The organism is Tsukamurella strandjordii (assembly GCF_039525985.1).
Lineage (GTDB): Bacteria > Actinomycetota > Actinomycetes > Mycobacteriales > Mycobacteriaceae > Tsukamurella > Tsukamurella strandjordii.
In genome coordinates this window covers 483,855-509,881 of record NZ_BAAAII010000008.1, presented here as the reverse complement: position 1 = coordinate 509,881, position 26,027 = coordinate 483,855, and the positions used below count along the sequence as shown (strand labels likewise).

Annotated in this window: 13 protein-coding genes and 1 pseudogene; 5 read left to right on the top strand and 9 right to left on the bottom strand. The window is 70.0% G+C overall.

Annotation, left to right across the window (positions count from 1 at the left end):
• Nucleotides 1–29 precede the first annotated feature (29 nt).
• The gene (locus ABD108_RS17055) at nucleotides 30–869 is read right to left on the bottom strand and encodes an ABC transporter permease (protein WP_305112366.1); all 840 of its coding nucleotides are present in this window, start codon (nucleotides 867–869) and stop codon (nucleotides 30–32) included.
• Complete coding sequence (locus ABD108_RS17050; RefSeq protein WP_343930895.1) at nucleotides 869–12,238, bottom strand: amino acid adenylation domain-containing protein; 11,370 nt, start codon at nucleotides 12,236–12,238, stop codon at nucleotides 869–871. Before ABD108_RS17050 ends, ABD108_RS17055 begins: the two co-directional genes overlap by 1 nt.
• Before the next feature lie 556 nt (nucleotides 12,239–12,794).
• Between ABD108_RS17050 and leuA the strand changes: the two genes are divergently transcribed.
• On the top strand, nucleotides 12,795–14,663 hold the full coding sequence (gene leuA / locus ABD108_RS17045; protein WP_220657400.1) for a 2-isopropylmalate synthase: 1,869 nt from the start codon (nucleotides 12,795–12,797) through the stop codon (nucleotides 14,661–14,663).
• Nucleotides 14,664–14,742: 79 nt separating this feature from the next.
• Here leuA and ABD108_RS17040 read toward each other — a convergent pair whose 3' ends face one another.
• Entirely contained in the window at nucleotides 14,743–15,600 is an 858-nt protein-coding gene (locus ABD108_RS17040; protein ID WP_343930894.1) for an alpha/beta fold hydrolase, read from the bottom strand.
• A gap of 54 nt (nucleotides 15,601–15,654) precedes the next feature.
• Between ABD108_RS17040 and ABD108_RS17035 the strand changes: the two genes are divergently transcribed.
• A complete protein-coding gene (locus ABD108_RS17035) occupies nucleotides 15,655–16,260 on the top strand; it encodes a TetR/AcrR family transcriptional regulator (protein WP_255585615.1) in 606 nt (201 codons plus the stop codon).
• Here the strand turns inward: ABD108_RS17035 and ABD108_RS17030 are convergent.
• Nucleotides 16,226–17,188 (bottom strand): annotated as a pseudogene (locus tag ABD108_RS17030) (DMT family transporter). The gene ABD108_RS17035 and the pseudogene ABD108_RS17030 sit on opposite strands and share 35 nt — an antisense overlap.
• Between ABD108_RS17030 and ABD108_RS17025 the strand changes: the two are divergent.
• The gene (locus tag ABD108_RS17025) at nucleotides 17,187–18,593 is read left to right on the top strand and encodes an aminotransferase-like domain-containing protein (protein ID WP_343930893.1); all 1,407 of its coding nucleotides are present in this window, start codon (nucleotides 17,187–17,189) and stop codon (nucleotides 18,591–18,593) included. The pseudogene ABD108_RS17030 and the gene ABD108_RS17025 sit on opposite strands and share 2 nt — an antisense overlap.
• Before the next feature lie 55 nt (nucleotides 18,594–18,648).
• On the opposite strand, the gene ABD108_RS17020 is transcribed toward ABD108_RS17025, so the two are convergent.
• From ABD108_RS17020 to ABD108_RS17010, 3 genes are read right to left on the bottom strand one after another with little or no spacing between them, the layout of a single operon-like run.
• A complete protein-coding gene (locus tag ABD108_RS17020; protein WP_343930892.1) occupies nucleotides 18,649–18,900 on the bottom strand; it encodes a hypothetical protein in 252 nt (83 codons plus the stop codon).
• A 3-nt stretch (nucleotides 18,901–18,903) separates the two neighbouring features.
• Nucleotides 18,904–19,710 (bottom strand): SDR family NAD(P)-dependent oxidoreductase, encoded by an 807-nt coding sequence (locus tag ABD108_RS17015; RefSeq protein ID WP_220657395.1) that lies wholly within the window; start codon nucleotides 19,708–19,710, stop codon nucleotides 18,904–18,906.
• Nucleotides 19,707–21,425 carry an FAD-binding dehydrogenase gene (locus ABD108_RS17010; RefSeq protein ID WP_343930891.1) on the bottom strand — a complete coding sequence of 573 codons (1,719 nt, stop codon included), beginning with the start codon at nucleotides 21,423–21,425 and terminating at the stop codon, nucleotides 19,707–19,709. Before ABD108_RS17010 ends, ABD108_RS17015 begins: the two co-directional genes overlap by 4 nt.
• 63 nt (nucleotides 21,426–21,488) lie before the next feature.
• On the opposite strand from ABD108_RS17010, the gene ABD108_RS17005 reads away from it, so the two are divergent.
• Together ABD108_RS17005 and ABD108_RS17000 are read left to right on the top strand one after the other, a co-directional pair.
• Nucleotides 21,489–22,112, top strand: coding sequence for a TetR/AcrR family transcriptional regulator (locus tag ABD108_RS17005; RefSeq protein WP_343930890.1), 624 nt, complete (start codon nucleotides 21,489–21,491; stop codon nucleotides 22,110–22,112).
• An 11-nt stretch (nucleotides 22,113–22,123) separates the two neighbouring features.
• Nucleotides 22,124–23,308 carry a winged helix DNA-binding domain-containing protein gene (locus ABD108_RS17000; protein WP_343930889.1) on the top strand — a complete coding sequence of 395 codons (1,185 nt, stop codon included), beginning with the start codon at nucleotides 22,124–22,126 and terminating at the stop codon, nucleotides 23,306–23,308.
• Here the strand turns inward: ABD108_RS17000 and ABD108_RS16995 are convergent.
• Nucleotides 23,305–24,687, bottom strand: coding sequence for an LLM class flavin-dependent oxidoreductase (locus ABD108_RS16995; RefSeq protein WP_343930888.1), 1,383 nt, complete (start codon nucleotides 24,685–24,687; stop codon nucleotides 23,305–23,307). The two genes, ABD108_RS17000 and ABD108_RS16995, sit on opposite strands and share 4 nt — an antisense overlap.
• The gene (locus ABD108_RS16990; protein WP_343930887.1) at nucleotides 24,684–26,012 is read right to left on the bottom strand and encodes an MFS transporter; all 1,329 of its coding nucleotides are present in this window, start codon (nucleotides 26,010–26,012) and stop codon (nucleotides 24,684–24,686) included. The genes ABD108_RS16995 and ABD108_RS16990 overlap by 4 nt, the downstream gene beginning before the upstream one ends.
• Nucleotides 26,013–26,027: the final 15 nt, after the last annotated feature.

Sequence of the window (26,027 nt, the reverse complement as noted above, 5' to 3'; positions counted from 1 at the left end):
TTGTTGGTGACAGGTGGTCGGGGGCGGCGCTATCGGCGCATGTAGGCGACGGCGGCCAGGGGGACGATGATCGCGATCATCGCCACGGAACTGAGGGCCGCGTACGCCGTGGCGTGTTCGGAGGCCCAGTTGATCGGATCGTTCATCGCCGGCTTCGGGCTGAGCGGGTTGCCGAAGGCCTCGCGCAGCGAGCGGGCCATGGCGGTCACCGGGTTCCAGGCCGCGATGGTGCGCAGCGGCTCGGGCAGATCACCCGCGGAGATGAAGGCCGACGAGATGAAGGCGAACGGGAACATCACGATCATCAGAGCGGCCTGCGCCGACTCCGGGGTCGACACCAGCAGGCCGATCAGCGCGCCCAGCCAGGACATCGCGAACCCGAACAACAGCAGCACGGCGAGCGAGACCGCCGCGTCCAGCCAGTTGCCCCGCATCCGCCAGCCCACGAGGAGGCCGACGCCCAGCATCACGGCCACGCTGATCACATTGACCAACAGGTCGGAGACGGTGCGCCCCACCAGGATCGACAGCCGCGACATGGGCAGCGAACAGAACCGGTCGATGATGCCGTTCTTCATGTCCGAGGCCACACCGATCGCGGTGGGCGCGGCGCTGAAGGCCACGGTCTGCACCAGGATGCCGCCGAGGAGGAACTCGCGGTAGGTCCCGCTGCCCACATCACCGCCGAGCGCCGATCCGAAGACGTAGCTGAACAGCACCACGAACATGATCGGTTGCACCGTGGCCGACAACAGCAGCTGCGGAATGCGCACCAGGGTGGTCAGATTGCGCCGCGTCATCACGGCGCAGTCGCTGAAGAACCCGCTCAGCGACGACGCCCGCTCCTGCGGGAAGGTGATCGCGGTCATCAGTTGGTCTCCTCGGTGCTCTTGTTCGCGTCCTCGCCGGTGAGCGCGAAGAAGACGTCGTCCAGGGTCGCCTCGCGCAGCATCGCGCTGTCGGCGATCACGCCCACCTCACGAAGGTCGTTGAGTACGGCGACGATCTTCTGCTGGCCGTCGGCCACCCGGATCGCGCACAGGCCGGAGGCCTCGCGGATCGCGGTGCCGTCGATGGCGTGCCGCGCCAGGATCGGCCAGGCCGTCGCCCGGTCGCGTTCGCGGAGCCCGATCTGGATGAGATCGGCCGCCGCGGCGGACTTGAGCTCGGGCACGGTGCCGCTGCGGATGATCCGGCCCTGATCGATGATCGTGACCAGATCGGCCAGCAGCTCGGCCTCGTCGAGGTACTGCGTGGTGAGCAGCACCGCGATGCCGTCCTCCTTGCTCAGCCGGGCGATCACGTCCCACACGTCCTTGCGGCTGCGGGGATCGAGACCGGTGGTCGGCTCGTCGAGCACCACCAGGCGCGGGCGGGCGATGATCGCGCCGGCCAGGTCGAGCCGGCGGCGCATACCGCCGGAGTAGGTGCCCGACCGGCGATCGGCGGCCTTGGTCAGGCGGAACTGCTTGAGCAGCTCGTTCGCCCGGGCCTTCGCCGAATCCTTGTCGAAACCGTAGAGGCGCGCGAACATCTCGAGGTTCTCGCGTCCCGTGAGGTTCTCGTCGACCGCCGAGTACTGGCCGGACAGGCCGATGATCGACCGTGCCTTCCGCGGATCGGCGAGCGCGTCGACCCCGTCGATCGTGACCGAACCCGAGGAGGGTTCGAGCAGCGTCGCGATGATCTTCACCGTGGTGGTCTTGCCGGCACCGTTGGGTCCGAGCAGCGCGTGCACGCTCCCGGGAGCGATGTCGAGATCGACCCCGTTGAGCGCGTACACGGCGTTCTTACCGCGCCCGTACTTGCGGGCGAGACCGCGCACGCTGACCAGCGGCTCCTGATCGTCGAGCGATGCGGAGTTCGCCTTCGCGACCGGCGTGTAGTTGCCGGTGAGGAAGACGTTCATCGTGCGGGCGACCTCGTCGATCGCCGGGGCCGAGCCGAGCTGGTTGTGCGTGGCCTCGATGTCGTGCACCTGCACCAGGCCGGTGACGTAGGGCCGCCACAGCTGCGGGATCAGGCCGCCCGTGGGCTGCTCGGTGGCACGGAACACCAGGATGTTGCCGTCGTACTCGCGCGGGACATGGGAGTACCCGAGCGAGACGTTGTGCCGGTAGTTCGAGTACAGCCGCTCCATCTGGCCGCGCGAGAGCTCGCGCGCCGGACCGCCCGCGCCGGCGAGCAGATCGAGCGCCTCGTCGGTGCTGATCTCGGTGTCCTCGTCGATGTCGAGGCCGACGAACTCGCGCAGCAGGCTGGCGATCGTCATCTCCTCGCGCGGACCGCGGTACTCGCCCAGCGGGTACGCGTCCATGAGCGCGAGATTCACCTTCTCGCCGAGACTGCGCAGTTCCACCGCCATCTCGTGCGCGATGAGGCCACCGAGGCTCCAGCCGAGCAGGTTGTACGGGCCGTGCGGGCGGGTGGCCCGGATCGACCGGACGTAGCCGCGCGCGAGCTCTTTGATCGAATCGGCGGGAGGCATCGGATGCGAGATGCCGGGTGCCTGCAGGCCGATGATCGGGATGCTCGGATCGAGCTCGCTGCTCAGCCCCAGGTAGTTCCACGCCAGGCCCACCGCGGGATGCACGCAGTACAGCGGGTCGATGCCCGCAGTACCCGCGCGCAGCGGCAGGATCGGATCGGTGATCGCGGTATCGGAATCCGCTGCCACGCCGGTGATCACAGCCGTGGTGGGCACCGGTCCCGGGTTGCCCGCGATGCGGGCGGCCAGCGATCCCACGGTGGCGTCCTCGAAGAACCAGCGGATGCTGGCCTCCTCCGCGCCGAACCGCTCCCGCAGCCGGTCGACGGCGATCGCGGCCTGCAGCGAGGTGCCGCCCATCGTGAAGAAGTCGTCGTCCTGGCCCAGGGAGGGAACACCGAGTACGTCCGAGAGCACCTCGGCGACGGCGCTTTCCATGCTCGCCGAGGCGGCGGGACGGGAGGGCTCGACGACGGGCTCGGCCTTCTTCGGCGCGGCGGCAGCGGCCTTGAGCAGCGCCGCCGGTACCACCGGCTGGGCGGGAGCGGCGGGCTCCTCGGGCCGGATCACCCGCGGCGAGGTGGCCGGTGCCGGGGATTCCACGATCGCGACCGGCTCGGCGGGCGCAACCGGCTCCGGCGGGGCGACCACCTTCACCGGCTCGGACGCCACCGGCGGCAGCGCCTTGAGGTCGGTCTTGCCGTGCGGCGTGACCGGCACCCGGTCGATCTGGACGAGAACGGACGGGATCATGTGCCGCGGCAACCGATCCGCGATGTGCGTGCGCACGGACTCCGCGGCGAGCACGCCGTCGGCCACGTAGTAGGCCACCAGCCGCGCCGCGGCCTGCGCCTCGACCGAGCCGTCTCCGCGATCCACGACCACGACGGCCTGGCGGACCGACGGATGCGTCTCGATCGCGGTGGCCACCTCGCCCGGCTCCACGCGGAAGCCGCGCACCTTGAGCTGATCGTCGCTGCGGCCCACGAACTCGAGCACGGGATCGCCCGAGTCCGAGGCGCGCCAGCGCACGAGGTCTCCGGTCCGGTACATGCGCTTGTAGCCCTCGGCATCGCTGTAGGGGTTCGCCACGAATCGCGAGGCGGTCAGGTCGGGGCGGTCCAGGTAGCCGTGGGCGATGCCGGGGCCGGCCACGTACAGCTCGCCCACGGCGCCGGGCGGCACCAGGTTCAGCCGCTCGTCGCAGATCATCAGCTGCGCATCGCTCACGGCGCTGCCGATGCTCACGCTGTCGGCGTCCACCGGGCCCATCGTCGCGGCGATGGTCACCTCGGTCGGGCCGTAGGCGTTGATCAGGATCCGGCCGTTGGACCAGCGGCGGGCCAGCTCGGTCTGCAGCACGTCGCCGCCCACGCTCAGGGCCTCGAGCAGCGGCAGATCGCGATCCGGGATCGTGGCCAGCGCCGCGGGGGTGATGAAGGCGTGGGTCACCTCGTTGTCGGCGAGGAAGTCGCCGAGGTCCGAGCCGCCGTACAGCGTGGTCGGTGCGATCACCAGCTCGGCGCGCGACCAGGTCGCGAGCAGCAGCTCGAGGATCGATGCATCGAAGCTGGGCGAGGCGAAGTGCAGCACGCGAGCGCCGTTGCCCACGGCGTGCTGCCGCACCAGGGTGTCGGCCATCGCGGCCAGGCCGCGGTGCGGGACGACGACGCCCTTGGGGCGCCCGGTGGAACCCGACGTGTAGATGACGTACGCGGGATCGTCCACGTGCGCGGGCACGGCCGTGACGACCGGCGGGTGCTGCACCCGGGACGCGCCCGGATCCACCAGCACCCAGTCGATGTCCTTCGGCAGGCCGCCCACGGCCTCGCGCACCGACAGGCCCATGGTGGGCGTCGCATCGTCGAGGATGTACTTGATCCGCTCGGCCGGGTAGTTCGGGTCGACCGGCACGTACACGGCGCCGATCCGTGCGACCGCCCAGAACGCGATCACCGATGCCGCGGAGCGCGGGATCGAGACCGCCACACGGGTTCCCGCTCCCACGCCGAGGCCGGAGAGGCGGTTGGCCAGGGCCGTGACCGCCGAGTCCAGCTCGGAGTAGGTGTAGCGCACGGCACCGTCGCGCAGCGCCGGATCGCCCGGGCGCTGGCGCACCGCGCGGGCCAGGATCTCGGCCATCGTGTGCGGTTCGACGGAGCTGTTGGCGCGGAGGAAGATCTCCTCCTCCTCGGGCAGCAGCACCGGCAGGTCGGCCACGGCGGTGGTGGGCGCGGCGACACCCTCGGTGACCAGCCGCACCAGGCGCTTGACGATGCCCTCGGCGGTGCCGCGGGTGTAGAGGTCGGTGCGGTAGCGCAGGTTGAAGCGCATGCCCTCCTCCACCTCGCGCACCTCGAAGGTGGCGTCGAAGGTGGTGGTGGCCGCGGCCAGATCGAGCGGCTCGAGATCGAACATGCCGCCGCCGTCGGAGCTGATCACGCTGAGCGGATCACCGAGGTTCTGGTGGCTGAGCACCACCTGGAACAGCGGGTGCCGATCGCGGCTGCGCGGCGGCGAGACCGCCTCGATGACGCGCTCGAAGGGCGCCGTGGCGTGCACGAGGTCGTCGAGATCGCCGCTGCGGATGCGGTCGACGAGGGCGTTGAAGGGCTCCTCGCCCTTGACCTGGGTGCGCAGTGCCACGGTGTTGACGAACATGCCCACCACGTCACGGAGGCGACGATCGGTGCGGCCGATCACCGGGGTGCCCACGACCACGTCGTCGGCGCCGTTCACCCGGTGCAGCAGCGCGGCGAGCGCCGCGTGCAGCACCATGAACACCGAGACACCGCGCCGGGCGGCGAACTCGGCCAGGGCCTCCCGCTGCGCGGGCGGCAGCACCACGGCCACCTCACCGGCGTCGGTCGATCCGATGGTCGGACGCGGGCCGTCGGCAGGGAAGGAGCTCTCGTCCGGGATGCCGCGCAGGCGCTCGGCGAAGTAGTCCACCGCGCCGGCGTCCTTATCGGCCTGGCCGCGCTGCCACACCGCGTAGTCGGCGTACTGCAGCGGCAGCTCCTCCCACTGCGGTGCGTTCCCCGCGGTGCGCGAGAGGTAGGCGGCCATCAGGTCGCGCGTCAGCGGCACCACCGAGGCACCGTCGGCGGCGATGTGGTGCACCGCGATCGCGAGGATCGAGCCGGTGCCCGTGGGAGCAGTGAGCAGCCGGATCGGCAGATCGCGGTTGAGCGCGAAGGGCCGGGCCACGAACTCGGCGATGGCATCGCGCTGGTTGCTCACGGTGGAGGCGGCCGTGCCCTGCTCGGCGGCGAACTCCTGCACCGCGGGCGCGTCCGCGGCCAGGATCTCCTGGTACGGGCCCTCGGTGCCGGACGGGTAGCGGGTGCGCAGGCTCTCGTGACGTGCGAGCACGTCCCGCAGCGCCTCGTCGAGGATGCGCTTGTCCACCGGGCGCGCCGCGAAGAACGCCGCGCCGATGTTGTAGGTGGGGCCGGGATCGATCTTGTTCTGCAGCCACATCCGCTCCTGCGCAGACGACAGCGGCATGCGGTCGCCGCGCTGCACGCGGCGCAGGCCCTGGTCCTCGAGTGCCGCCTCGTGGGCGATCGAATCGGGATCGCCGGTGAGTGCGGCCGCGATGGCCGACGGGGTGCGCAGGTCGAAGACGGTGCGCACCTCGATGCCGTTGCCCAGCAGGCCCACGAGCTCGTTGGCGGACAGCGAGTTCCCGCCGAGGTCGAAGAAGTCGTCCTCGACGCCGATCTGCTCGTTGCCCAGCACCTTGCGGAAGGCCTCCACGACACGGGCCTCGCCCGGGGTGGTCGGCGTGGCCGCGGCGTTACCGGTGCCGCCGAACCGCGGCTCGGGGAGCGCGGCGTTGTCGAGCTTGCCCGTGCTGCCCATCGGCACGGTGTCGATCACCACGACGGCGGCCGGCACCATGAAGCCGGGCAGTCGGGTGCGCACGAAGGAGCGCACCGCGGCCGGATCGATGGCATCGCCCTTGACGTAGGCCACCAGGGCGGGCTGGCCGTCGGGGCCGGGTCGCACCTGGGTCGAGACGAAGCCCACGCCCGGCATGGTGCCGATGGTGGAGTCGATCTCGCCCAGCTCGATCCGGATACCGCGGATCTTCACCTGGAAGTCGTTGCGGCCCACGAAGTCGATGATCAGGTCGCCCGAATCCGAACGGACCCAGCGAACCACGTCGCCGGTGCGGTACATCCGGGAACCGGGTGCCCCGTACGGGTTCGCCACGAAGCGCGACGCGGTGAGCTGCGCGCGGCGGTGGTACCCGCGCGCCAGCTGCGGCCCGGCCACGTAGAGCTCGCCCGGCATGCCCACGGGCACGGGGCGCAGCAGGTCGTCGAGCACCATCAGCTCCTGCCCGCGCACGGGCGGGCCGATCGGCACGCGTCCGTCGCCCGAGAGGGGATCCGACATCGCCGTGATGATCGTGGTCTCGGTGGGCCCGTAGCCGTTGTGCAGGCTGCGGCCGGCGCTCCACTTGGCCGCGAGTCCGGGGTTGATCGCCTCGCCACCGGCGAGCACGTTCTTCCATCCGGGCACGTTCTCCGGCTCCAGGGTGGCCAGCGTGGACGGGGTCAGGAAGCCGTGCGTGACACCGTTGTCGGCGATCACGCGCTCGAGTTCGCGGCCGCCCGTGGTGGCGGCGGGGACGATCACCAGCGGCGCCCCGACCCGCAGCGCCATGAGGTGCTCGAGCACGGTGGCGTCGAAGGCGGTGGAGGCGAAGGCCATCACGCGGGTATCGCTGCCGGTCTGCATCCGCACGTGCAGTTCCTCGGCGAAGTTCTCCAGGCCGCGGTGGGTGACCACGGTGCCCTTCGGCTTGCCGGTGGAACCGGAGGTGTAGATCACGTAGGCGGCGTCGTCGATGCTCGGCACGATCTGCGGGTCGTAACCCGGGCCGTCCTCGTCGATCCGGTCCATGGCGATCCACTTGAGACCGGGTGCGCCGCCCGAGGCGGTGACGCCGACCCGCGCGCGGATGTCGTCCGCGATGTAGTCACGGCGTTCCTGCGGGTAGCGCGGATCCACCGGGGCCACAGCGGCTCCGGCGAGCGCGATGCCCCAGAAGGCGATCACGGATTCCGCGGAGCGCGGCAGGTCGGTGAGAACCGCCTCGCCCGGGCGCGAACCCGCGGCGATCACCGCGGCGGCCACCTTGCGGGCCTCCGCGTACAGCTCGCGGTAGGTGAGGGTGCGGTCACCGTCGATGACGGCGGGCCGCTCCGAGAAGGTGCGTGCCACCTCGCGCATGAGCTGCCCGAGCGGCGTGTGGAAATCGGCGGGAACGCCGCGCACCGGGGTGAGCTCGGCGAGGCGCTGCTCGGACATGATCGGCAGTTCCGCGATGGTGAGCTCGGGGTTGCCGCCGACCGCGGTGAGCACGGAGACGATCGCGTCCAGGATCGACTCGGCCTGCTCCGTGCGGTAGAGCTCGGAGGCGTAGCGCAGCTCGATGGTGCCGTCGCCGGTCAGGGTGACCTCGAGGTCGAAGCGGGCGATCGGGACGTCGACCGGCACCACCTCGACGTCGATGCCGGCCATCGGGAAGTGCTGGGTGTCGAACGGGCGCTGGTTCAGCATCACCTGGAAGATCGGGTGCCGGCCGGCCGCGCGCGGCGGGTCGACCAGTTCGAGCACCGATTCGAAGGGCAGATCCGAATTGTCCAGCGCCTCCAGGTCGCCCCGGCTCACGGCGCTCAGGTGCTGCGCGAAGGTGGCGCTCTGCGGCGTCCGGGTGCGCAGCGGGATCGAGTTGACGAACATGCCGACGAGGCCGTCGAGTTCCGCTTCGCCACGACCGGCGACAGCGGTACCGATCACCAGGTCCTCCTGGCCGGACAGGCGCGTGATCGCGGCGGCCAGCGCGGCGTGCACCACGATGAACGGGGTGGTCACGTGGGCACGGGCGAGGCCGGCGACTCCGGCCCACACCTCGGGCGCCACGCGGGTGCCGATCGACCTCGCGCCGGAGACCACGCCGCCGGATCGCGGCACCGCGGCTGGCGGTACCGATTCGGCCGGCGGATTGGCGAGGGTCTCGGCCCAGAAGGCGTCGAGTGCCTCGCGGGGGGCGCCGGTGAGACGGCGCTTGTAGGAGCGGGCGTGCTCGGTGTACGTGCGCGGCAGCGGCGCGAAGCGCGGCGCCTTGCCCTGGGTACGCACCGCGTAGGCGGAGGCGAGATCGCCGGCCAGCGGCATCATCGACCAGCCGTCCGCGGCGATGTGGTGGATCACCAGGACGAGCACCTGATGCTTGGCATCGACCTTGTACAGGCGCGCGCGGATCGGCACGTCGGCGGCCAGATCGAAGGGCTCACCGGCGTATTCGACCGAGGCGGCCGTCAGCTCGTCCTCGGCGACCTCGCGCTCGGTGAAGGGCACCAGGTTCGGTCCGGCGGGCAGCACCTGCACCTCGGGCTCGCCCGCGGTGGGTCCGTTGCGGTACACGGTGCGCAGCGGCGTGTGCCGGGCGACCACGTCGCCGAGGGCGGCGCGCATCGCGGAGACGTCCACGTCGCCGCGCAGGTGCAGCGCGACCGGAATGTGGTACGAGCCATCGGGACTGACCCGGTTGCGCACCCACATCTGATGCTGTGCGGGGAGCAGGTCGGCCGCTTCCTCGGCCCGATCCTCGGTGGCGGGATCGGCGTGGATGATGTCCTCGGGCTCCGGGGCGGGCGCGGGGGCGCCGCCGATCGCGGAGGCGAGCCCCTCGACCGTGGGGTGGGCGAAGACGGTGGCCACACTGACCCGGCTGCCGGTGGCCGAGCCGACGCGGGCCGCGATGCGGGTGGCCGACAGCGAGTTCCCGCCGAGGTCGAAGAGCGTGGTGGTGACGTTGAGCTTGTCCTTGTCGACGCCCGGGATCACCTCGGCGAAGGCCTCGGCCACGAGCTTCTCGGCGTCGGTCTTGGGCACGCGGCCGGTGGACGCGGCGGCGACGGTGCGCTCGGGCTGCGGCAGCTTCTTGTGATCGACCTTGCCGTTGACGGTGAGCGGGAACTCGTCGAGCGCGATGATGTGCGCGGGCACCATGTAGGCGGGCAGCTCGCCCGCGATGCTCGCGGTGATCGCGTCCACGGCCGCGGTTCCGGTCACGTAGGTGATCAGCTCCGCGGTGGCGGTGTCGTCGCCCGAGACCACGGTCACGGCGCGTTCGGTGCCCGGTACCCGCATCACGGCGGCGTCGATCTCGCCCAGCTCGATGCGGAAGCCGCGCAGCTTCACCTGGGAGTCGATGCGGCCGAGGAACTCCAGCGATCCGGACTCAGTCCAGCGAACGAGGTCGCCGGTGCGGTACATCCGCGCACCGTCGTCCTCGAAGGGGTTGGCCACGAACCGTTCCGCGGTGAGCACCGGGTTGCCGTGGTAGCCGCGGGCGATTCCCGGGCCGGAGATGTACAGCTCGCCCGCGACGCCGGCCGCGGCGGGGCGGAGGTAGGAGTCGAGAACGTACAGACGGGTGCCCGGGATCGGGCCGCCGAGCCGCACGGGCTCGCCGGCGGTCAGTTCGCCGAGCGTCACCGCGATGGTGGTCTCGGTGGGGCCGTAGACGTTGACCAGGTTCCGGTTCGGCGCCCAGGTGTCGACCAGGGCCTGCGGCACGGTGTCGCCGCCCACGCCGAGCGAGGTGAGCTCGGGCAGCTCGGCCGGATCGAGGGTGGCCAGCGCGGCGGGGGTGATGAAGCCGCCGTTGACCTTCTCGCGCGCCAGGATCTCGGTGAGTTCCTCTCCGCCGTAGACATCGGGCGGCACGACCACCAGGGTGGATCGGCTGTCGACCGCCATGAGCAGTTCGAGCACGGAGGCGTCGAAGCCGGGCGAGACGAAGTGCATGACCCGCGCACCGTCGGGCAGCCCGTGCGAGCGCACCAGCTCGGCCGCGAGGCTCGACAGTCCGTTATGGGTGACGCTGACGCCCTTGGGGCGGCCGGTCGAGCCCGAGGTGAAGATGAGGTAGGCCGGGGTGTCGAGCGAGATCTCGGGCCAATCGGCGGCACCGGAGCCGGCGCTCGCGCCCGGACCCCAGACGCGGGCCAGGTCGGCGGGCGTGACGGTGGCGACGGGCGCCGCGGCCTCGCCGATGTGCTCGGCGCGCTCGGCGGGCAGCTTCGGGTCGATCGGCACGAAGGCCGCACCGGTCTTGGTGACCGCCCACACGGCGATCACGGATTCGAGGGAACGCGGGATACGCAGCGCGACACGTTCTTCCGGCTTCGCACCCACGGACATCAGGTAGCGCGCGAGGCGGTCGCTGTACTGATCGAGTTCGGCGTAGGTGATGCTGCGATCACCGTCGACCACGGCCACCCGATCGGGTTCAGCCGCGGCGGTGCGGCGCAGCAGTTCCGGCATCGGGACCGAGGGGCCGGCAGCGGCGGGGGCGTCGGCGGTGGCACCCGCGAACCGCTTCCAGGCCTCGGCCTCGGACTCGGTGGCGACGGCCAGCTGCGAGAGCGGAGTGGGGCCGGCGGTGGCCGCGAACCGGTCGAGGTACTCCATGAAGCGCGCGTGATGCGCCGCGAGATCGGCCTCGGTGTAGGTGGCCGGGTTGGCCTCCATGTCGATCCGGACAGCGCCCTGCTCGGACTCGTAGACGGTGACGGCCACGTCCTCCGCCGGTCCGGAGGTGAGCAGATTGAGCTTGCCGTCGGTCTCGCCCAGGGTGATCGCGGTCGAGAACATCATGATGTTGATGGTGTCGCCGAAGGTGGAACCCACCACGCCCTCGCGCAGGGTGGGCGCCTCCATCCGGGCCGCTGGGTAGAGCTGGTGCCGCAGGCCGTTGCGCAGGTCGAGACCGGTGCCGTCGACCACGTCGGAGACGGTGGCGCCCTCGCCCACGCGGACCGGGACGGGGAGCACGTTCGCGGTCATGCCGGTGGAGCCGCGCAAGGCGGCGGTGGTGCGGGCCGCGACCGGCACGGCGATCGAGATCTCGTCGCGTCCGGCGATCGCCGCGACGTACGCGCCGAAGGCGGCGATGACGAGGCCGGACCGGTTGGTGCCGAGACGCTCGGCACCGGCGTCGAGGCGGGCACCCATCTCGTGGCTGGAATCGCCGTTGTGGCGCAGGTTCAGCGGGGACGGGCCGCTGATCCGCCGGCCCAGACCCGCCGCCTCGGGCAGGGTGGGGACGATGCCGGACCAGTACTGCGCGTCGCCCTCGGCGCGCGCGGATGCGAAGTACTTCTCCTCGGCGTTGACGAAGCCCTCGGGTGCGAGGGGCTTCGGCTTGAGCGCGGGCGCGTCCTCACCGGTGACGAGCGCGGTGTACAACTCGGCGACCCGGCGCTGCAGCGTGGAGGCGCCGTAACCGTCGATCACGGCGTGGTGCGCGCGGGCGTACCAGAACCAGCGGTCCTCGGAGACCTCGATCAGGCGGTTGATGATCAGCTCATCCGTGGCCAGGTCGAGCGGGCGCGAGTACTCGGCGCGCATCCACTCGACGGCGGCTGCGACGCGCTCCTCCTCGGGCAGGTCGGCCAGGCCGATGTCGATCACCTGGGCACCGGCGTCGATGGTGTGGTCGATCCGCTGGATCGGGGTGCCCGACTCGTCGACGTCGATGCGCACATAGGGAGAGACGAACTCGTCGCTGGCCGCGCGGGTCGCCGCTGTCATCTGCTCGACGTCGAGCGCGCCGCGGAAGTCCACGTACTGCGCCACCGAGTAGGAGACGTCGGGCGACATCTGCTGACTCAGCCACATTCCGTACTGGGCTCCGGTCAGGGAGTGCACCACGTGGTCCACCAAGCTCTCCTACTGTCGCGTTGCAAACTCCGAGCCTTGCAATCGCAAGAATTGTAGGGAGCGTCTCGTTGAAATCGCAACATTCATAACCATGGTTATTTTAGGGGCGCACCGCTTTAAAGACCGCAGGTCGAACGACGTATAGTTTGACGAAGTTCACTACCCAGTAGGCAAGCTGGCGATTTGCGCTGCTGAAGGATCATTGAGAGCGCGTCGTCGATGCAACATTCGAAATAATGCGGTGCTGGAAGTTCACCGACCCCGACTAGATCGTGTTCTAGATCACAGTCGTTGTCATCAGGTCTTCATCGTGCTGACACCGCGTCTTCGCCCCGACTGGACGGCCCGGGGTCCGGATTCGCCGGCCGTGGGTTATCGTGATGGTGTGCAGCGGCGCGCCCTTCTCCTCGGTTGCCGCGGCGGGGCCTGATCCAGACCGGCTCCCCGTCGCGGGTTGAGCCGTGCAACGGCAGCGCCGGTCGAGTCCCTCCCGGCTTCTCCGCCGGCTTTCCTCCCCCTGATCCGTGGGGAGATACGAGAAAGTAGCCTCGTCACCATGAGTCCTGCAGCCGATTCCTACACCTCCGGCGTATCGAAGATCTCCGCACCGGCCGGCCCGCGCAATCCCGGGCAGCCCGCGTGGAACCCGCAGCGCTCGAGCGCCATGCCGAATCACCGGTACCGCTCGTACGCCGACGAGGTCGAGCAGATCTCGCTCCCCGACCGCACGTGGCCCGACAAGGTCGCCCAGACCGCCCCGCTGTGGTGCGCCGTCGACCTGCGCGACGGCAATCAGGCGCTCATCGATCCGATGAGCCCGGCGCGCAAGCGCCGCATGTTCGATCTCCTGGTTCGTATGGGCTACAAGGAGATCGAGGTCGGATTCCCGTCCGCCAGCCAGACCGATTTCGACTTCGTGCGCGAGATCATCGAGGACGGCGCCATCCCCGACGACGTCACGATCCAGGTGCTGGTGCAGTGCCGCGACGAGCTGATCGAGCGCACCTTCGAGGCCTGCCAGGGCGCGAAGAACGTGATCGTGCACTTCTACAACTCCACCTCCGTACTGCAGCGCCGCGTGGTCTTCCGCGCCGATAAGGCGGCGATCAAGAAGATCGCCACCGACGCTGCGCACAAGGTGCTCGAAGAGCAGAAGAAGTACCCGGACACCTCGTGGCGCTACGAATACTCGCCCGAGTCGTACACCGGCACCGAGCTCTCCTTCGCCAAGGAGGTGTGCGACGCCGTGACCGAGATCATCGCTCCCACACCGGAGAAGCCGATGATCCTGAACCTGCCGGCCACCGTCGAGATGGCGACCCCGAACGTCTACGCGGACTCGATCGAGTGGATGAGCCGCAACCTGGCCCGCCGGGATTCGGTGATCCTGTCGCTGCACCCGCACAACGACCGCGGTGAAGGCGTGTCCGCGGCCGAGCTGGGCTACCTGGCCGGCGCCGACCGCATCGAGGGCTGCCTGTTCGGCAACGGCGAGCGCACCGGCAACGTCTGTCTGGTCACCTTGGGCCTCAACATGTTCAGCCGCGGCATCGATCCGCAGATCAACTTCGCCGATATCGACGAGATCCGGCGCACGGTCGAGTACTGCAACCAGCTGCCCGTGCCCGAGCGCCACCCGTACGGCGGCGATCTGGTGTACACCGCCTTCTCCGGCAGCCACCAGGACGCCATCAATAAGGGCCTCGATCAGATGAAGATCGACGCCGACGAGGCCGATAAGGACGTCGACGACATCCTGTGGCAGGTGCCCTACCTGCCGATCGACCCGAAGGACGTGGGCCGCTCGTACGAGGCCGTGATCCGCGTGAACAGCCAGTCCGGCAAGGGTGGCGTCGCGTACATCATGAAGTCGGACCACGGCCTGGCGCTGCCGCGCCGCCTGCAGATCGAGTTCAGCCAGTCGGTGCAGAAGATCACCGACGGCGAGGGCGGCGAGGTGACGCCCAAGGAGATGTGGGACGTCTTCGCCGGCGAGTACATCGACCCGATCCTGCCCCTGGAGCGGATGCGCCAGAAGGTCACCGCATCCGAGGTCGACGGTGGCGTGGACCGCATCGACGCGGTGGTCAAGGTCAACGGCAAGGAGCAGGAGATCTCCGGCGAGGGCAACGGTCCGCTCGCGGCCTTCGTCGACGCGATCGGCACCGTCGGCTTCGACGTGCGGGTCCTGGATTACAGCGAGCACGCCCTGTCCGCCGGTGACGACGCACAGGCCGCCGCCTACGTCGAGGCGATCGTCCGCGTGGGCGACGAGGACCGCACCGTGTGGGGCGTGGGGATCGCACCGTCGATCACCACCGCATCGCTCCGCGCCGTCGTCTCCGCGGTGAACCGCGCGCACGGCAGCGTGCAGTCGGAGCAGGAAGCGGTCGGCGAGGCGTCGACGCGGACGTGGGCTCCGTAGTCACGACGTGACCGTGATGGGTGGAGGTATTGCTGCTCGCTAGGCTTCGCAGAAGCGCTCGCAGCGATACCTCCACCCATCACTCGTTTCTACGCCCGGCCGCGTGCCGGCCCGCGAGGAATCGCGACAGCTCCGCAGCGATACGCGCGGGCTGGTCGATCTGGGCGAGAACGTAAGCGTCGTCGATTTCGACGAGTGTCGAGCGAGGGATCAAACGAATCAGGCGGACGCCGTGGTCTCGGGGCATGACCTTCCCTGCAGCAGACCACAGGACGAGGGCCTCTCCCGGAAATCGCTTCAGCGCTTCGGTGTTCTCAATCAGCACACGCTTGTCGAAGCCAGAGCGAAGGTACTTGAGAAGATCACGCCGGACCCTCGAGTCGTTGAGGCCCGGTTCGGTCCAGCCGCGCACCATGGCGTCGTCCAGCGATGCAGTCGTCATCCATCCGAAGGACATCGGCAGCCTCGACAGCCAGCGGATCCGCATCTGCCACAGGGCGAACCACACGCCACCTGGAAGGTAGGCCGCCGCCCTGGCTGCAACGCCCGGGAGCCCGGGCGGGAAGTTGTCGAAGGCCTCACAGGGTAGGGCGACGATCGCGCCGACGCGTTGATCGAGACCGTAGGCGGTGAGGAAGAGCCCGCCGCCCCAGTCGCTGTGAACCACGGTCACATCGTCCAACTCGAGAGCCTCAAGGAATTCGGCGATCAGCACGTTCAAACCGTGCATCGACAGATCGGCGTCGACCTTCAGAGGTTCCGTGTGCCCGCCCAACGGCAATGTCGGACGGATGCATCGGTAGTGCGGCGGTAGCAGGTCGATCACCCCGTCCCAGACGATGTGGTTCATCAACAGGCCGTGTAGGAAGACGACCGGCGGCCCCTCCCCGGATTCCACGTAGTGCACTCGGCCCGCAGTCAGATCAATGGTCGGCACGGCTCACCACTCCCTAGAATGCTCGTTCTAGAACGATTACTCTAGGCTAGGTGCGTGAGCGACAATCCGTCAAACACCCGCACCCGCCTCATCGTCGCGATGACGGAGTCGCTACGACGCCGCGGCTACAACGGGACCTCGGTGAAGGACGTGACAGTTGCCGCCACGTCCACCATCGGCTCGATGTACCACCACTTCCCTGAAGGCAAGCCCGCGCTCACCCGCTCCGCACTCCACGATGCGGGCGCGGCGTACATGGAACTGCTTCCCGCACTGCTTGATCAGCACGAAGATCTATCGACGACTGTTCAGCTCACCTTCGAAGCAGCGGCACAGCAGATGGAGGCGGCAGGATGGCTGAACCTGTGCCCGGTCGGTACCGTCGCGGGTGAGGTCGCAGACACCGAACCTGAGCTGCGCGCGGCGATCGCCGACATAATCGAGGGCTGGTTCGAGCGTGGTGCCGAGTACTTCGTCGGGCGCGGGCTTCCACCGGAGACCGCACGCGAGTTCACCCTTGCCGCTCTGTCTGCGCTGGAAGGAGCCTTCATCCTCAGCCGGACAGTCCGTTCGACCGCTCCCGTTCTGGCGGCGGGGCGCGCGATGTCGGCCTTCGCCGCGGAGATCACGTCCGATTCGGCATCGATCCGACTGCGCTGACTCCACGACCAGTGCGGGTGCGGATGGCGAGGGCGGCGAAGGCGATCACCGCGAGGCCGCCGAGGATCGTGGACTAGCCGATACTCTCACCCAGAAGCAGAGCAGCCCAGGCGATTCCGAAGACGGGCTGCGCCAGCTGGACCTGGCTCACCGTGGTCATGGGGCCGATCGCGAGGCCGCGATACCAGGCGAAGAAGCCGAGGTACATGCTGATCACGCCCAGGTAGGCGAAGGCGAGCCAGCCGTTGGTGGTCGCGTGCAGGCCGTTCCGGGCGCTGACCGCGGTGAGTACCACCATCACCGGAGAGGCCACGATGAGTGCCCACGAGATCGTCTGCCAGGCACCGATCTCCCGGGACAACAGACCGCCCTCCGCGTAGCCGACCGCGGCGGCGATCACCGCACCGAACAACAGGAGGTCGGAGGCCCGGAGCGAGCCGAAGCCACCGCCCTGCAGCACCGCGAAGGCCACGGCGGCCACGGTGCCCGCCGCGGCGAGCACCCAGAAGCGCAGCGGCGGACGCTCCCCGCCGCGCCACACCGCGACCACGGCGGTGGCCGCCGGGAGCAGGGCGATCACCACGGCACCGTGCGATGCGGACGCGGTGGTCAACGCGAATGAGGTGAACACCGGGAAACCGACCACCACCCCCAGGGCCACCACCGCCACGCGCAGCCACTGCGATCCGCGGGGCAACGCCTGCCGGGTGGCGATCAGAGCGATGGCGGCCAGTGCCGCGGCGATCACCGCTCGCCCGGCGCCCGCGAACAGGGGCGGCAGGCCGCCGTCGGCGACCGCGACCCGGGTGAGCGGGATCGAGAAGGAGAAGGCGACCACACCGACCAGGCCCCAGACCAGGCCACGGGAGGGCGACGGTGACGATATCGGTCGCCGCTCGAGAAGAGTAGCGCTATCCTGTTGATTCATGTTCAACGATAGCAGTGGAGATCGGCTCGCGACAGCGCTGCGCACCTGGATCGCCTCGGCGCCCTCCGGCGCGCAGTTGCCGTCCACCCGAACCCTCGTGGCGGAGCACCAGGTCAGCCCCGTCACGGTGCAGCGGGCGCTGCGTTCCCTCGCGGCGCAGGGGCTCGTCGAATCCCGCCCCGGTGTGGGCACCTTCGTCCGCGGAGAGCGCCCGGCACGCCCCGTCGACTTCGGCTGGCAGACCGCGGCACTCGGCGTGCAGGGGCGGCGCACGCCCGGTACGCCCACCGCGCTCCGGCCGAACGACGGTGACGCCATCGCCCTGCAATCGGGCTACCCCGCTCGGGAGCTGCTACCCGAAAGGCTCGTGCGCGCGGCCTTCGCCCGTGCCGCGCGGAACGAGTCACTGCTCGATCGCACCCCCAGCGCGGGAATCCCTGAATTGCGCTCCTGGTTCGCCACGGAACTGCAATCGCTCACGCCCGCCCGGGTGGCCCCGGCCTCGGCCCGCGATGTAGTGGTCACCCCCGGCAGCCAGGGCGGACTCCTCACGACCTTCCGCGCGCTCGTCGGCGCCGGGCGGCCCCTGCTGATGGAGTCGCCCACCTACTGGGGCGCCATCCTGGCCGCGGAGAGCGCCGGGGTCGACGTGATCCCGGTTCCCAGCGGACCGGACGGCCCGGATCCCGAGGTGGTCGAGCGCATCCTCGCCGAGACCGGTGCCCGCGCCTTCTACGCGCAGCCCGCCTTCGCGAGCCCGACGGGAGCGGTGTGGAGTTCCGAACGCGCCGAACGCATCCTCGACGCGGTGCGCACCGCCGGGGCATTCCTCATCGAGGACGACTACGCCCGGGATTTCAGTATCGACGCGGAGCCGGTACCACTGGCCACCCGCGACGAATCCGGCCACGTGGTGTACATCCGGTCGCTGAGCAAATCCGTGGCGCCGGCGGTCCGGGTGGCGGCGATCGTGGCGCGCGGTCCCGCCCGCGACCGGATCGTGGCCGATATCCAGGCCGATGCCATGTACACGAGCGGGGTGCTGCAGACCGTGGCGCTCGACGTGATCACACAGCCGGCGTGGCGAACTCACGTACGGCGATTGGGGCGTCAGCTCAGCGAGCGCCGCGATCTGTTGCTGCGGTCACTGCACGAGCACGCACCGTCGGTCTCGGTGGACAGGGTGCCGCGCGGCGGACTCGCCCTGTGGGCACGGCTGCCCCACGATGTGGAGCTGGCCGCGGTGGTCGACCGGTGTCGACGGAACGGGCTCATCGTGGGTGTCGGCGACGAATGGTTCCCGGCCGAACCCACCGGGAACTACCTGCGGCTGGCCTACGCCGGACCGGAGCCCTCGCGATTCGAGGAGGCCGCGAAGATCCTGGGTTCCGCGCTCGCCGGCTGAACGTAGTAGACGCCGGCCGCACCAAGGACATCTATCGCACGAACCCGGGACCCGCCTACAGGACCTCCGGCGGCCGCTGCGCCTCGGGCACTGATCCCGGATCCACCCACCGGTGGCCAGGCCCCATGAACGTATGGACGAATCCGCATGCGGCACAGATCGCACCGTCGCCGGACTTGTTCGCCCAATCGAAGCCGAACATCGTGGCGCCACTGGTGTTCATCAGAACCTCGCGCTGCCGGAATCGGGTGCCACGACACACCAGGCAGCTCAGGTACGCCCCCGACGGCTCGATGAGGACCAGCACGGACTACCGCTTGAGTCCGTGCCGCTTGGCCACGATCTTCGAGACCACCTCGATGGGCACGAGTCGCTTGAGCAGGAAGACGAACGGCGCATTGCTGCCCACCGCGTAGAACTCGCGGGGCGGATCAGCCTCGATCGCCTTCACGATCACCTCGGCCACCTGCTTCGGCGTGATCCCCGCGCGTTCGTTCTTGTCGAGATTGTCGATCATGGTGTCGAAGTCGGTGCGGTACACCGAATCATCGGCCACGTACTTGGTACGGCGCTCGCCGATGCCGGTGGCGATCGAACCGGGTTCCACCGTGCTCACCCACACCCCGAAGGGCGAGAGCTCCTGGCGCGCAGCCGCGGCGAAGCCTTTGAGCGCCGCCTTGGCGGCCACGTAGGAGCCGCGGTAGGCGAGCGGAAAGCTGGCGAGCATCGATCCCACCATGATCACGCGGCCGTAACCGCGATCCCGCATGCCCGGGAGCAGCGGCTGCGTCAGCTGGACGGCACCGAAGACGTTCGTCTGGAACAACCGGTCCACCGCATCGGCGGGCAGTTCCTCCAGTGGTCCGGACTGACTCTCGCCGGCGTTGTTCACCACGATGTCCACATCTCCGGCCGCCTTCGCACACGCGGCCACCGACGCGCGATCGGCGAGATCGAGCGCGAGGTACTCGACGCCGGGGATGCGCTTATCGGCGGGCACGGTGTCGGGGTTGCGGCTGGTGCCCAGCACGCGGTAGCCCTTCTGCGCCAGCAGGCGCGCCACCTCCAGTCCGATTCCCGACGATGCCCCTGTCACCAGGGCGGTGCGTGCGCTCATGCCGTCTTCCCTCCAGTCGGATTGCCGGTCGCTGCGGCCGCGGCTCGTCCGGCTGTCATCCCCGAGAATATGCACCCGCCGAGGAAGGTGCCCTCCAGGGCGTTGTAGCCGTGCACGCCGCCACCGCCGAAACCGGCCACCTCGCCCGCGGCGTACAGGCCGGGGACGGGCGCACCGTCGGACCCGAGGACCCGCGCCGAGAGATCGGTCTCGAGCCCGCCGAGCGTCTTGCGGGAGAGGATGTTCAGGCGCACCGCGATGAGCGGCCCGTGCTCGGGGTCGAGGATGCGGTGCGGTTTGGCCACCCGTACCACCTTGTCGCCCAGGTAGTTCCGGGCATTGTGGACGGCCTGGAGCTGCGCATCCTTGCTGAAGGCGTTCGCCACCTCCCGATCGCGGGCCACGATCTGCCCACGCAGGTGCTCGATGTCCACGTGACCGCCGCGGCCGATCCGGTTCATGCCCTCGACGAGTTCCTCGAGGGTATCGGCCACGATGAAGTCCTCGCCGTGTTGCTTGAAGGCCTCGACGGGGCCGGGAGCGCCCTTGGACTTGATCCGACCGAGGGCCAGTTTGAGGTCCTTCTCCGTGATGTCGGGGTTCTGTTCGGACCCGGACAGTGCGAACTCCTTCTCGATGATCGTCTCGGTGAGCACGAACCACGAGTAGTCGTAGCCGGTCTCGAGAATCGCCTTCATCGTCGAATTGGTGTCGAAGCCGGGGAAATTGGGGGCGGCGAAGCGATTACCGTTCGCGTCGAACCAGAGCGACGACGGTCCCGGGATGATGCGGATGGCGTGCTGCGGCCAGATCGGGTCCCAGTTGTGGATACCCTCCGTGTAGGCCCACACCCGGTCCCGATTGACGATGTTCGCGCCCGCTTCCTCGGAGATCGCGAGCATGCGCCCGTCGACGTGTGCGGGCACACCGGCGATCATGTGCTGCGGGAAGGGCCCCAGCCGGTCGGTGGGCCAGTACTTCTCCATCAGTTCGAAGTTGTGGCCGATGCCGCCCGAGGTGACGAGGACCGCCGGGGCCCGGAACTCGAAATCGCCCACCGTATCCCGGTTCGACGCCACGCCGCGCTCGGTATCGCTCTCCGCGAGGAGCGCGCCGCGCACGCCGGTCACGGCACCGTCGTCGCCGCGCAGCAGTTCGTCGACCCGGTGCCGGAAGGCGAACCGGACCAGGCCGGCCTGCTCGGCCCGCTCGACCGGCTCGCGGAAGACGCGCACCACCTCGGGGCCGGTGCCCCAGGTGAGATGGAAACGCGGCACCGAGTTGCCGTGACCGTCGGCCGCGCCGCCGCCGCGCTCGGCCCACCCGACCACAGGAGTGAAGCCGAGACCCAAGCGGCGCAGGTAATCCCGCTTACGATCGGTGGCGAAATCGACGTACGCACGGGCCCACTGCCGAGGCCAGTGATCCTCGTCGTCACGGTCGAACCCGGCGGAACCGAACCAGTCCTGTAGCGCGAGTTCCTTCGAATCCTTGATGCCCAGGCGACGCTGCTCGGGCGAATCCACGAGGAACAGGCCGCCCAGGCTCCAGAACGCCTGGCCGCCCAGATTGTTGCGATTCTCCTGATCCAGGATCAGCACCCGGCGACCCGCGCGGGACAGTTCGTACGCGGCGACGAGACCGGCGAGGCCCGCACCCACCACGATCGCATCGGGACGGAATCCGTCGGGTCCGGTGTGCTGCGCCTCCGCCATGGATCGCCTCTCGATCGATAAATAGACTGGGTGGTCTAGTTATCGGTATCATGGCACGCACCGATGCCCGGGTCAACGGAATGCGAGGTACTGGTGGCGAAAGGCGACCGCACGCGCGCACGCAGCGTCGAACGCTTCCTCGACGCGGGACTCGCCGTGTTCGCCGAGCGCGGCTTCCACGCCGCCTCGATGGACGAGATCTGCGCCCGCGCGGAACTCTCCCGCGGCGCCTTCTACTCGAATTTCGCCGGCAAGGAGGCGCTGTTCCTCGCCCTCTTCGACCGGCACGCGGAGCACCAGATCGGACGCATCGCCCGCGCGATCGAATCCGCGCCCACGCTCGACGAGGCGATCGCGAACGCCGCACTCGCCGCCGGGTCCGACGATCCCGACGAACGCCGGTGGTCTCTGCTGTCCACCGAGTTCACCATCTACGCCGCCCGCGACACCGCGGCCGCGGCCCGGCTCACCGCGCGCGATCGCGCCGTGCGGGACCGCCTCGCGGCCGCGATCGCCCGGTTCGACGTCGCTCCGGCCGAGGCCCAGGCCCTCGCCCGGTACGCCATCGCGCTGTACGAGGGCGCCATGATGACCCACCTCGTGGACGGCGACACCGCCGCCGCCCGCGGCCTCCTCACCCGCTTCCTGCCCGCCGGGCTGCACACCGTGGAGGGCGCACCGCGCTAGCGTGGAGGGCGGTGCCGAACATCACGAACGACCAGATCATCGGATTCCGCCTGCGCACGCACGGCCTCGCGGAACGGCTCGACGAGGCCGCACTCGCGACCGCGGCCGGACGGTGCGGCGTCCAGGACAGCCCGCCCGGCTCCGCGCTCCTCGCGCTGCACGCCCGGGTGCGCGGCGTGGCCCCCGGCACGGTGGCCGAGGCGCTCGAATCGCGTCTCCTGCTGCGCACCTGGTGCATGCGCGGTGCGCCGTTCCTCGTTCCGACCGCCGAGGCGGCGGTCTTCACCACCGGGGTGCTGCCGCCCACCGAGAGCGCCGCGCGGCATCTCATCCAGGGGGTGGGTCCCGCGCTGGATGCCCTCGGGCTCGGCCTCGATGAGGCCGTCGATCTCACCGCGCGCCACACCGCCACGGTGCTCGCCGATCGGCGACTCGCGATCGCACAGCTCGGCGCCGAGGTGGCCGGCGCGATCGCACCCGAGCTCGGCGCGGAACAGCGCACCGTCTGGGAGGCGGAGGGGCCGCACGCACCGGGTCAGCCCCTCGGCGAGGCCGTCGTGCACTTCTGCGTCCGCATCCTCGCCCTGCGCGGACAGGTCTGCTTCGCACCCCGTGACGGCAACACCGCGCCCTTCGCGCTCACCGACGAGTGGCTGCCCGAGCCGGTGCCCGCCCGCGCGCCCGAGGACGCGCGCGCCGAACTCCTGCGCCGCTACCTCCGCTGCTACGGACCCACCACCCGAGCCGATTTCGCCGCCTGGCTCGGTGTCCGCGCCGGCGACGTGGGGCCCTGGTGGGAGACCCTCGCCGATCGGCTCGAACGGGTCGACACCGACGGCGCCCGCGCCTGGGTGCACACCGACGACCTCTCCGAGCTCCGTGCGTCCGAACTCCCCACGGGCGTGCGACTGCTGCCGCCGCGTGACCCGTACACGCAGGCGCGGGACCACTCCGTGATCGTCGCCCCCGAGCATCACCGCGCGATCTGGCGACCGGTCGGCGAACCCGGCACCGTCCTGCTCGACGGCCGCATCGTGGGGCTGTGGCGGCCCCGCAAGGACGGGGACCGGCTCACGCTCACCGTGACGCCCTTCGCCCGACTGGCCGCGGCGGACCGTGCGGCCGTGAGTATCGAGGCGGAGGCCGTCGGCGCGTTGCGCGGCGCCACCTCGACGGTGGTGGCCTTCGACTCCTAGGACAGCGCCTGCGCGCCGATGCCGAGCCGCCGCGCGAGATGGGTCGGTGGCAGCCGCGGACCGTCGGACGTGCCGAGCCGCTCCCGCAGGGTCGACTGTGCCGCACCCGGTCCGTCGACCAGCCCGCGGCGGCGCAGCTCCGGCACGAGGTGCTCCGCGAGCTCGGCGAAGGTCCCGGGCAGGGTCACGTACATGAAGTTGAAGCCGTCGACGTCGGCCTCGTCCTGCCACTGCTGCAGGCGATCGGAGATCGTCGCCGGGGAACCGGCCAGCACCGGTCCGCGACCCCCGATGCTCACGAAACGCGCCAGCTCGCCCACCGTCCACTCGTGGTCGGCGTCGCGGGTGAAGGCGTCGAGCGCGGATCGATTGGCATCGGTGGTCACGTGCACCAGCGGAGCGTCGGACGGGAGGCCCGCCAGATCCACCCCGGTCCATCCGCCGAACAGGGCGAGCGCCCCGGATTCGCTGGCGGATTCACGGTATTCGAGGAGCGCGGACTCCGCCTCCTCGTCGGTGGCGCGGACGATGGCGGTGAGCCCCGCGATCACCCGTACGGACCGCGGATCGCGCCCCTCGGCCTCCGCCTCCGCGCGGACCGCCGCCACCGTGGACCGCACCGAGGCGGGAGTCGGGCCGATCACGAAGACCGCCTCGGCGTGCCGGCCCGCGAACCGCCGCCCACGCGGCGAGGCCCCGGCTTGGAAGATGACCGGGGTGCGCTGCGGCGAGGGCTCGCACAGGAAGGCGCCCGGAACGGTGAAATACTCTCCCCGGTGGTCGATGTCGCGCACCTGGTCGGGACGGGCGTACACGCCGGTGCCGCGGTCGGCGATCACGGCATCGTCGGTCCACGAGTGTTCCCACAGCTTGTAGCAGACTTCGAGGTACTCGTCGGCGATGTCGTAGCGCTGATCGTGCGGGATCTGCGTGGTGAAGCCCAGGTTCTTCGCCGCGGAGTCCAGGTACCCGGTGACCACGTTCCAGCCGATCCGCCCGCGAGTGAGGTGATCGAGAGTGGTCATCCGCCGAGCCAACGCGTAAGGCTGTTCGTAGGTGGTCGAGACCGTCACGCCGAAGCCGAGATTCCGCGTGGCCGCGGCCATGGCGGACACCGCCAGGATCGGATCGTTCACCGGGACCTGCAGCGCGGAGCGGACCGCCTCGTCGCGGTTGCCGCCGTAGACGTCGTAGGTGCCCAGCACGTCCGCCAGGAAGAGGGCGTGGAATCCCGCTTCGTCGAGCAGGCGGGCGAGCGAGATCCAGTGATCCAGATCGGTGTAGTGGGTGCTCCGGTCCTCCGCCCGGGTCCACAGGCCCGCGGACTGGTGACCCACACAGGCCATGGCGAAGGCGCTCAGCAGCAGCGGCCGGGTCATGCGATCGCCTCCGCCGCAACGTGATCCTGCGGCACCGCGCGCCGCACCGGCCGCGTCTCCGGCGCGAGGATCACTCCCACGGCGGAGAGCACCGCCAGTACGGAGACGAACCCGGCCACCAGCCAGGGCGTTCCGCCGCCGACGGTGAGGAGCGCGGCGGCGACGAGCGGCGTGAGCCCACCGCCCAGAACGGCACCCACCGCGTATCCGATCGATGCACCGCTGTACCGCACGTCGATCGGGAAGAGCTCGGCGAAGAAGGCGCCCTGCGCTCCGTACTGGCTGTCGTGCCCGATGTTGATACCGATCACGAAGGCCAGCACGATCAGCGCAGCGCTTCCCGTCCCGATCAACACGAAGGCCGGTGCGGTGAAGACGGCGGTGACCAAGGCCCCGAACAGGTACACGGGCCGGCGCCCGAGCCGGTCGGACAGTGCGCCCCACAGCGGCGTCGCCGCCAACCCGATGATCGACGCCACGAGCGTGGCCACCAGGCCGATCGGCGCCCCGTCCGAGCGGACCTCACGGACGATGTAGGTGAGCATGAAGACGGTGTAGAGGGTGTACACGGAGTTCTGGCCGATGCGCATCAGGATCGTGAGCCCGACGGTGCGCCGGTGCCGGCGCAGCACCTCGCGGACCGGGGAGCGGTGCACGCCGCCGCTCGCCCGAAGCTCCTCGAACTCGGCGGAGTCCCGCACCGAGAGGCGCACCACCAGACCGACGATCACGAGGACGGCGCTGAGCAGGAACGGGATCCGCCACCCCCACGCCGTGAACGCGGCACCGCCGAGCACGGCGTGCACCGCGGTGTAGATCGAGGTGGCGAGGATCATTCCCGCGGCCGATCCGGCCTGCGGGAGCGCTCCGAACAGCCCGCGCCGATCCGCCGGTGCGTGTTCGACGGCCAACAGAACCGCTCCGCCCCATTCGATTCCGGCGGACAGGCCCTGGAGCAGGCGCAGCAGGGTGAGCAGGACCGGCGCCGCGACGCCGATGGCCGCGTACCCCGGAAGCAGGCCGATCGCACTGGTCGCCAGTCCCATCAGGACGAGCGAGGCCACCAACACCCGCTTGCGGCCGATCCGATCGCCGAGGTGCCCGGCGATCGCCCCGCCCAGCGGCCGGGCGAGGAATCCGACGGCGTATGTGGCGAAGGCGGCCAGGACACCACCCGCCGGCGAAGCCGATGGGAAGAACAACGGCCCCAGGATCAGTGCGGAAGCCGTTCCGTAGAGATAGAAGTCGTACCATTCGACCGACGTCCCGACGAAGGAGGCGAGCGCCACCCTCCGCCGCTCGGCCCTCGTTCCCTGCGCAGTCACACCGGGACGATCCCA

Excerpts from the sequence above, each read along its gene's own strand:
- ABD108_RS16995 (WP_343930888.1), bottom strand. The coding sequence starts at position 24,687 with ATGACCCGGCCGCTGCTGCTGAGCGCCTTCGCCATGGCCTGTGTGGGT.
- ABD108_RS17025 (WP_343930893.1), top strand. The coding sequence starts at position 17,187 with ATGTTCAACGATAGCAGTGGAGATCGGCTCGCGACAGCGCTGCGCACC.
- ABD108_RS17010 (WP_343930891.1), bottom strand. The coding sequence starts at position 21,425 with ATGGCGGAGGCGCAGCACACCGGACCCGACGGATTCCGTCCCGATGCG.
- ABD108_RS17055 (WP_305112366.1), bottom strand. The coding sequence starts at position 869 with ATGACCGCGATCACCTTCCCGCAGGAGCGGGCGTCGTCGCTGAGCGGG.
- leuA (WP_220657400.1), top strand. The coding sequence starts at position 12,795 with ATGAGTCCTGCAGCCGATTCCTACACCTCCGGCGTATCGAAGATCTCC.
- ABD108_RS17005 (WP_343930890.1), top strand. The coding sequence starts at position 21,489 with ATGCCCGGGTCAACGGAATGCGAGGTACTGGTGGCGAAAGGCGACCGC.
- ABD108_RS17015 (WP_220657395.1), bottom strand. The coding sequence starts at position 19,710 with ATGAGCGCACGCACCGCCCTGGTGACAGGGGCATCGTCGGGAATCGGA.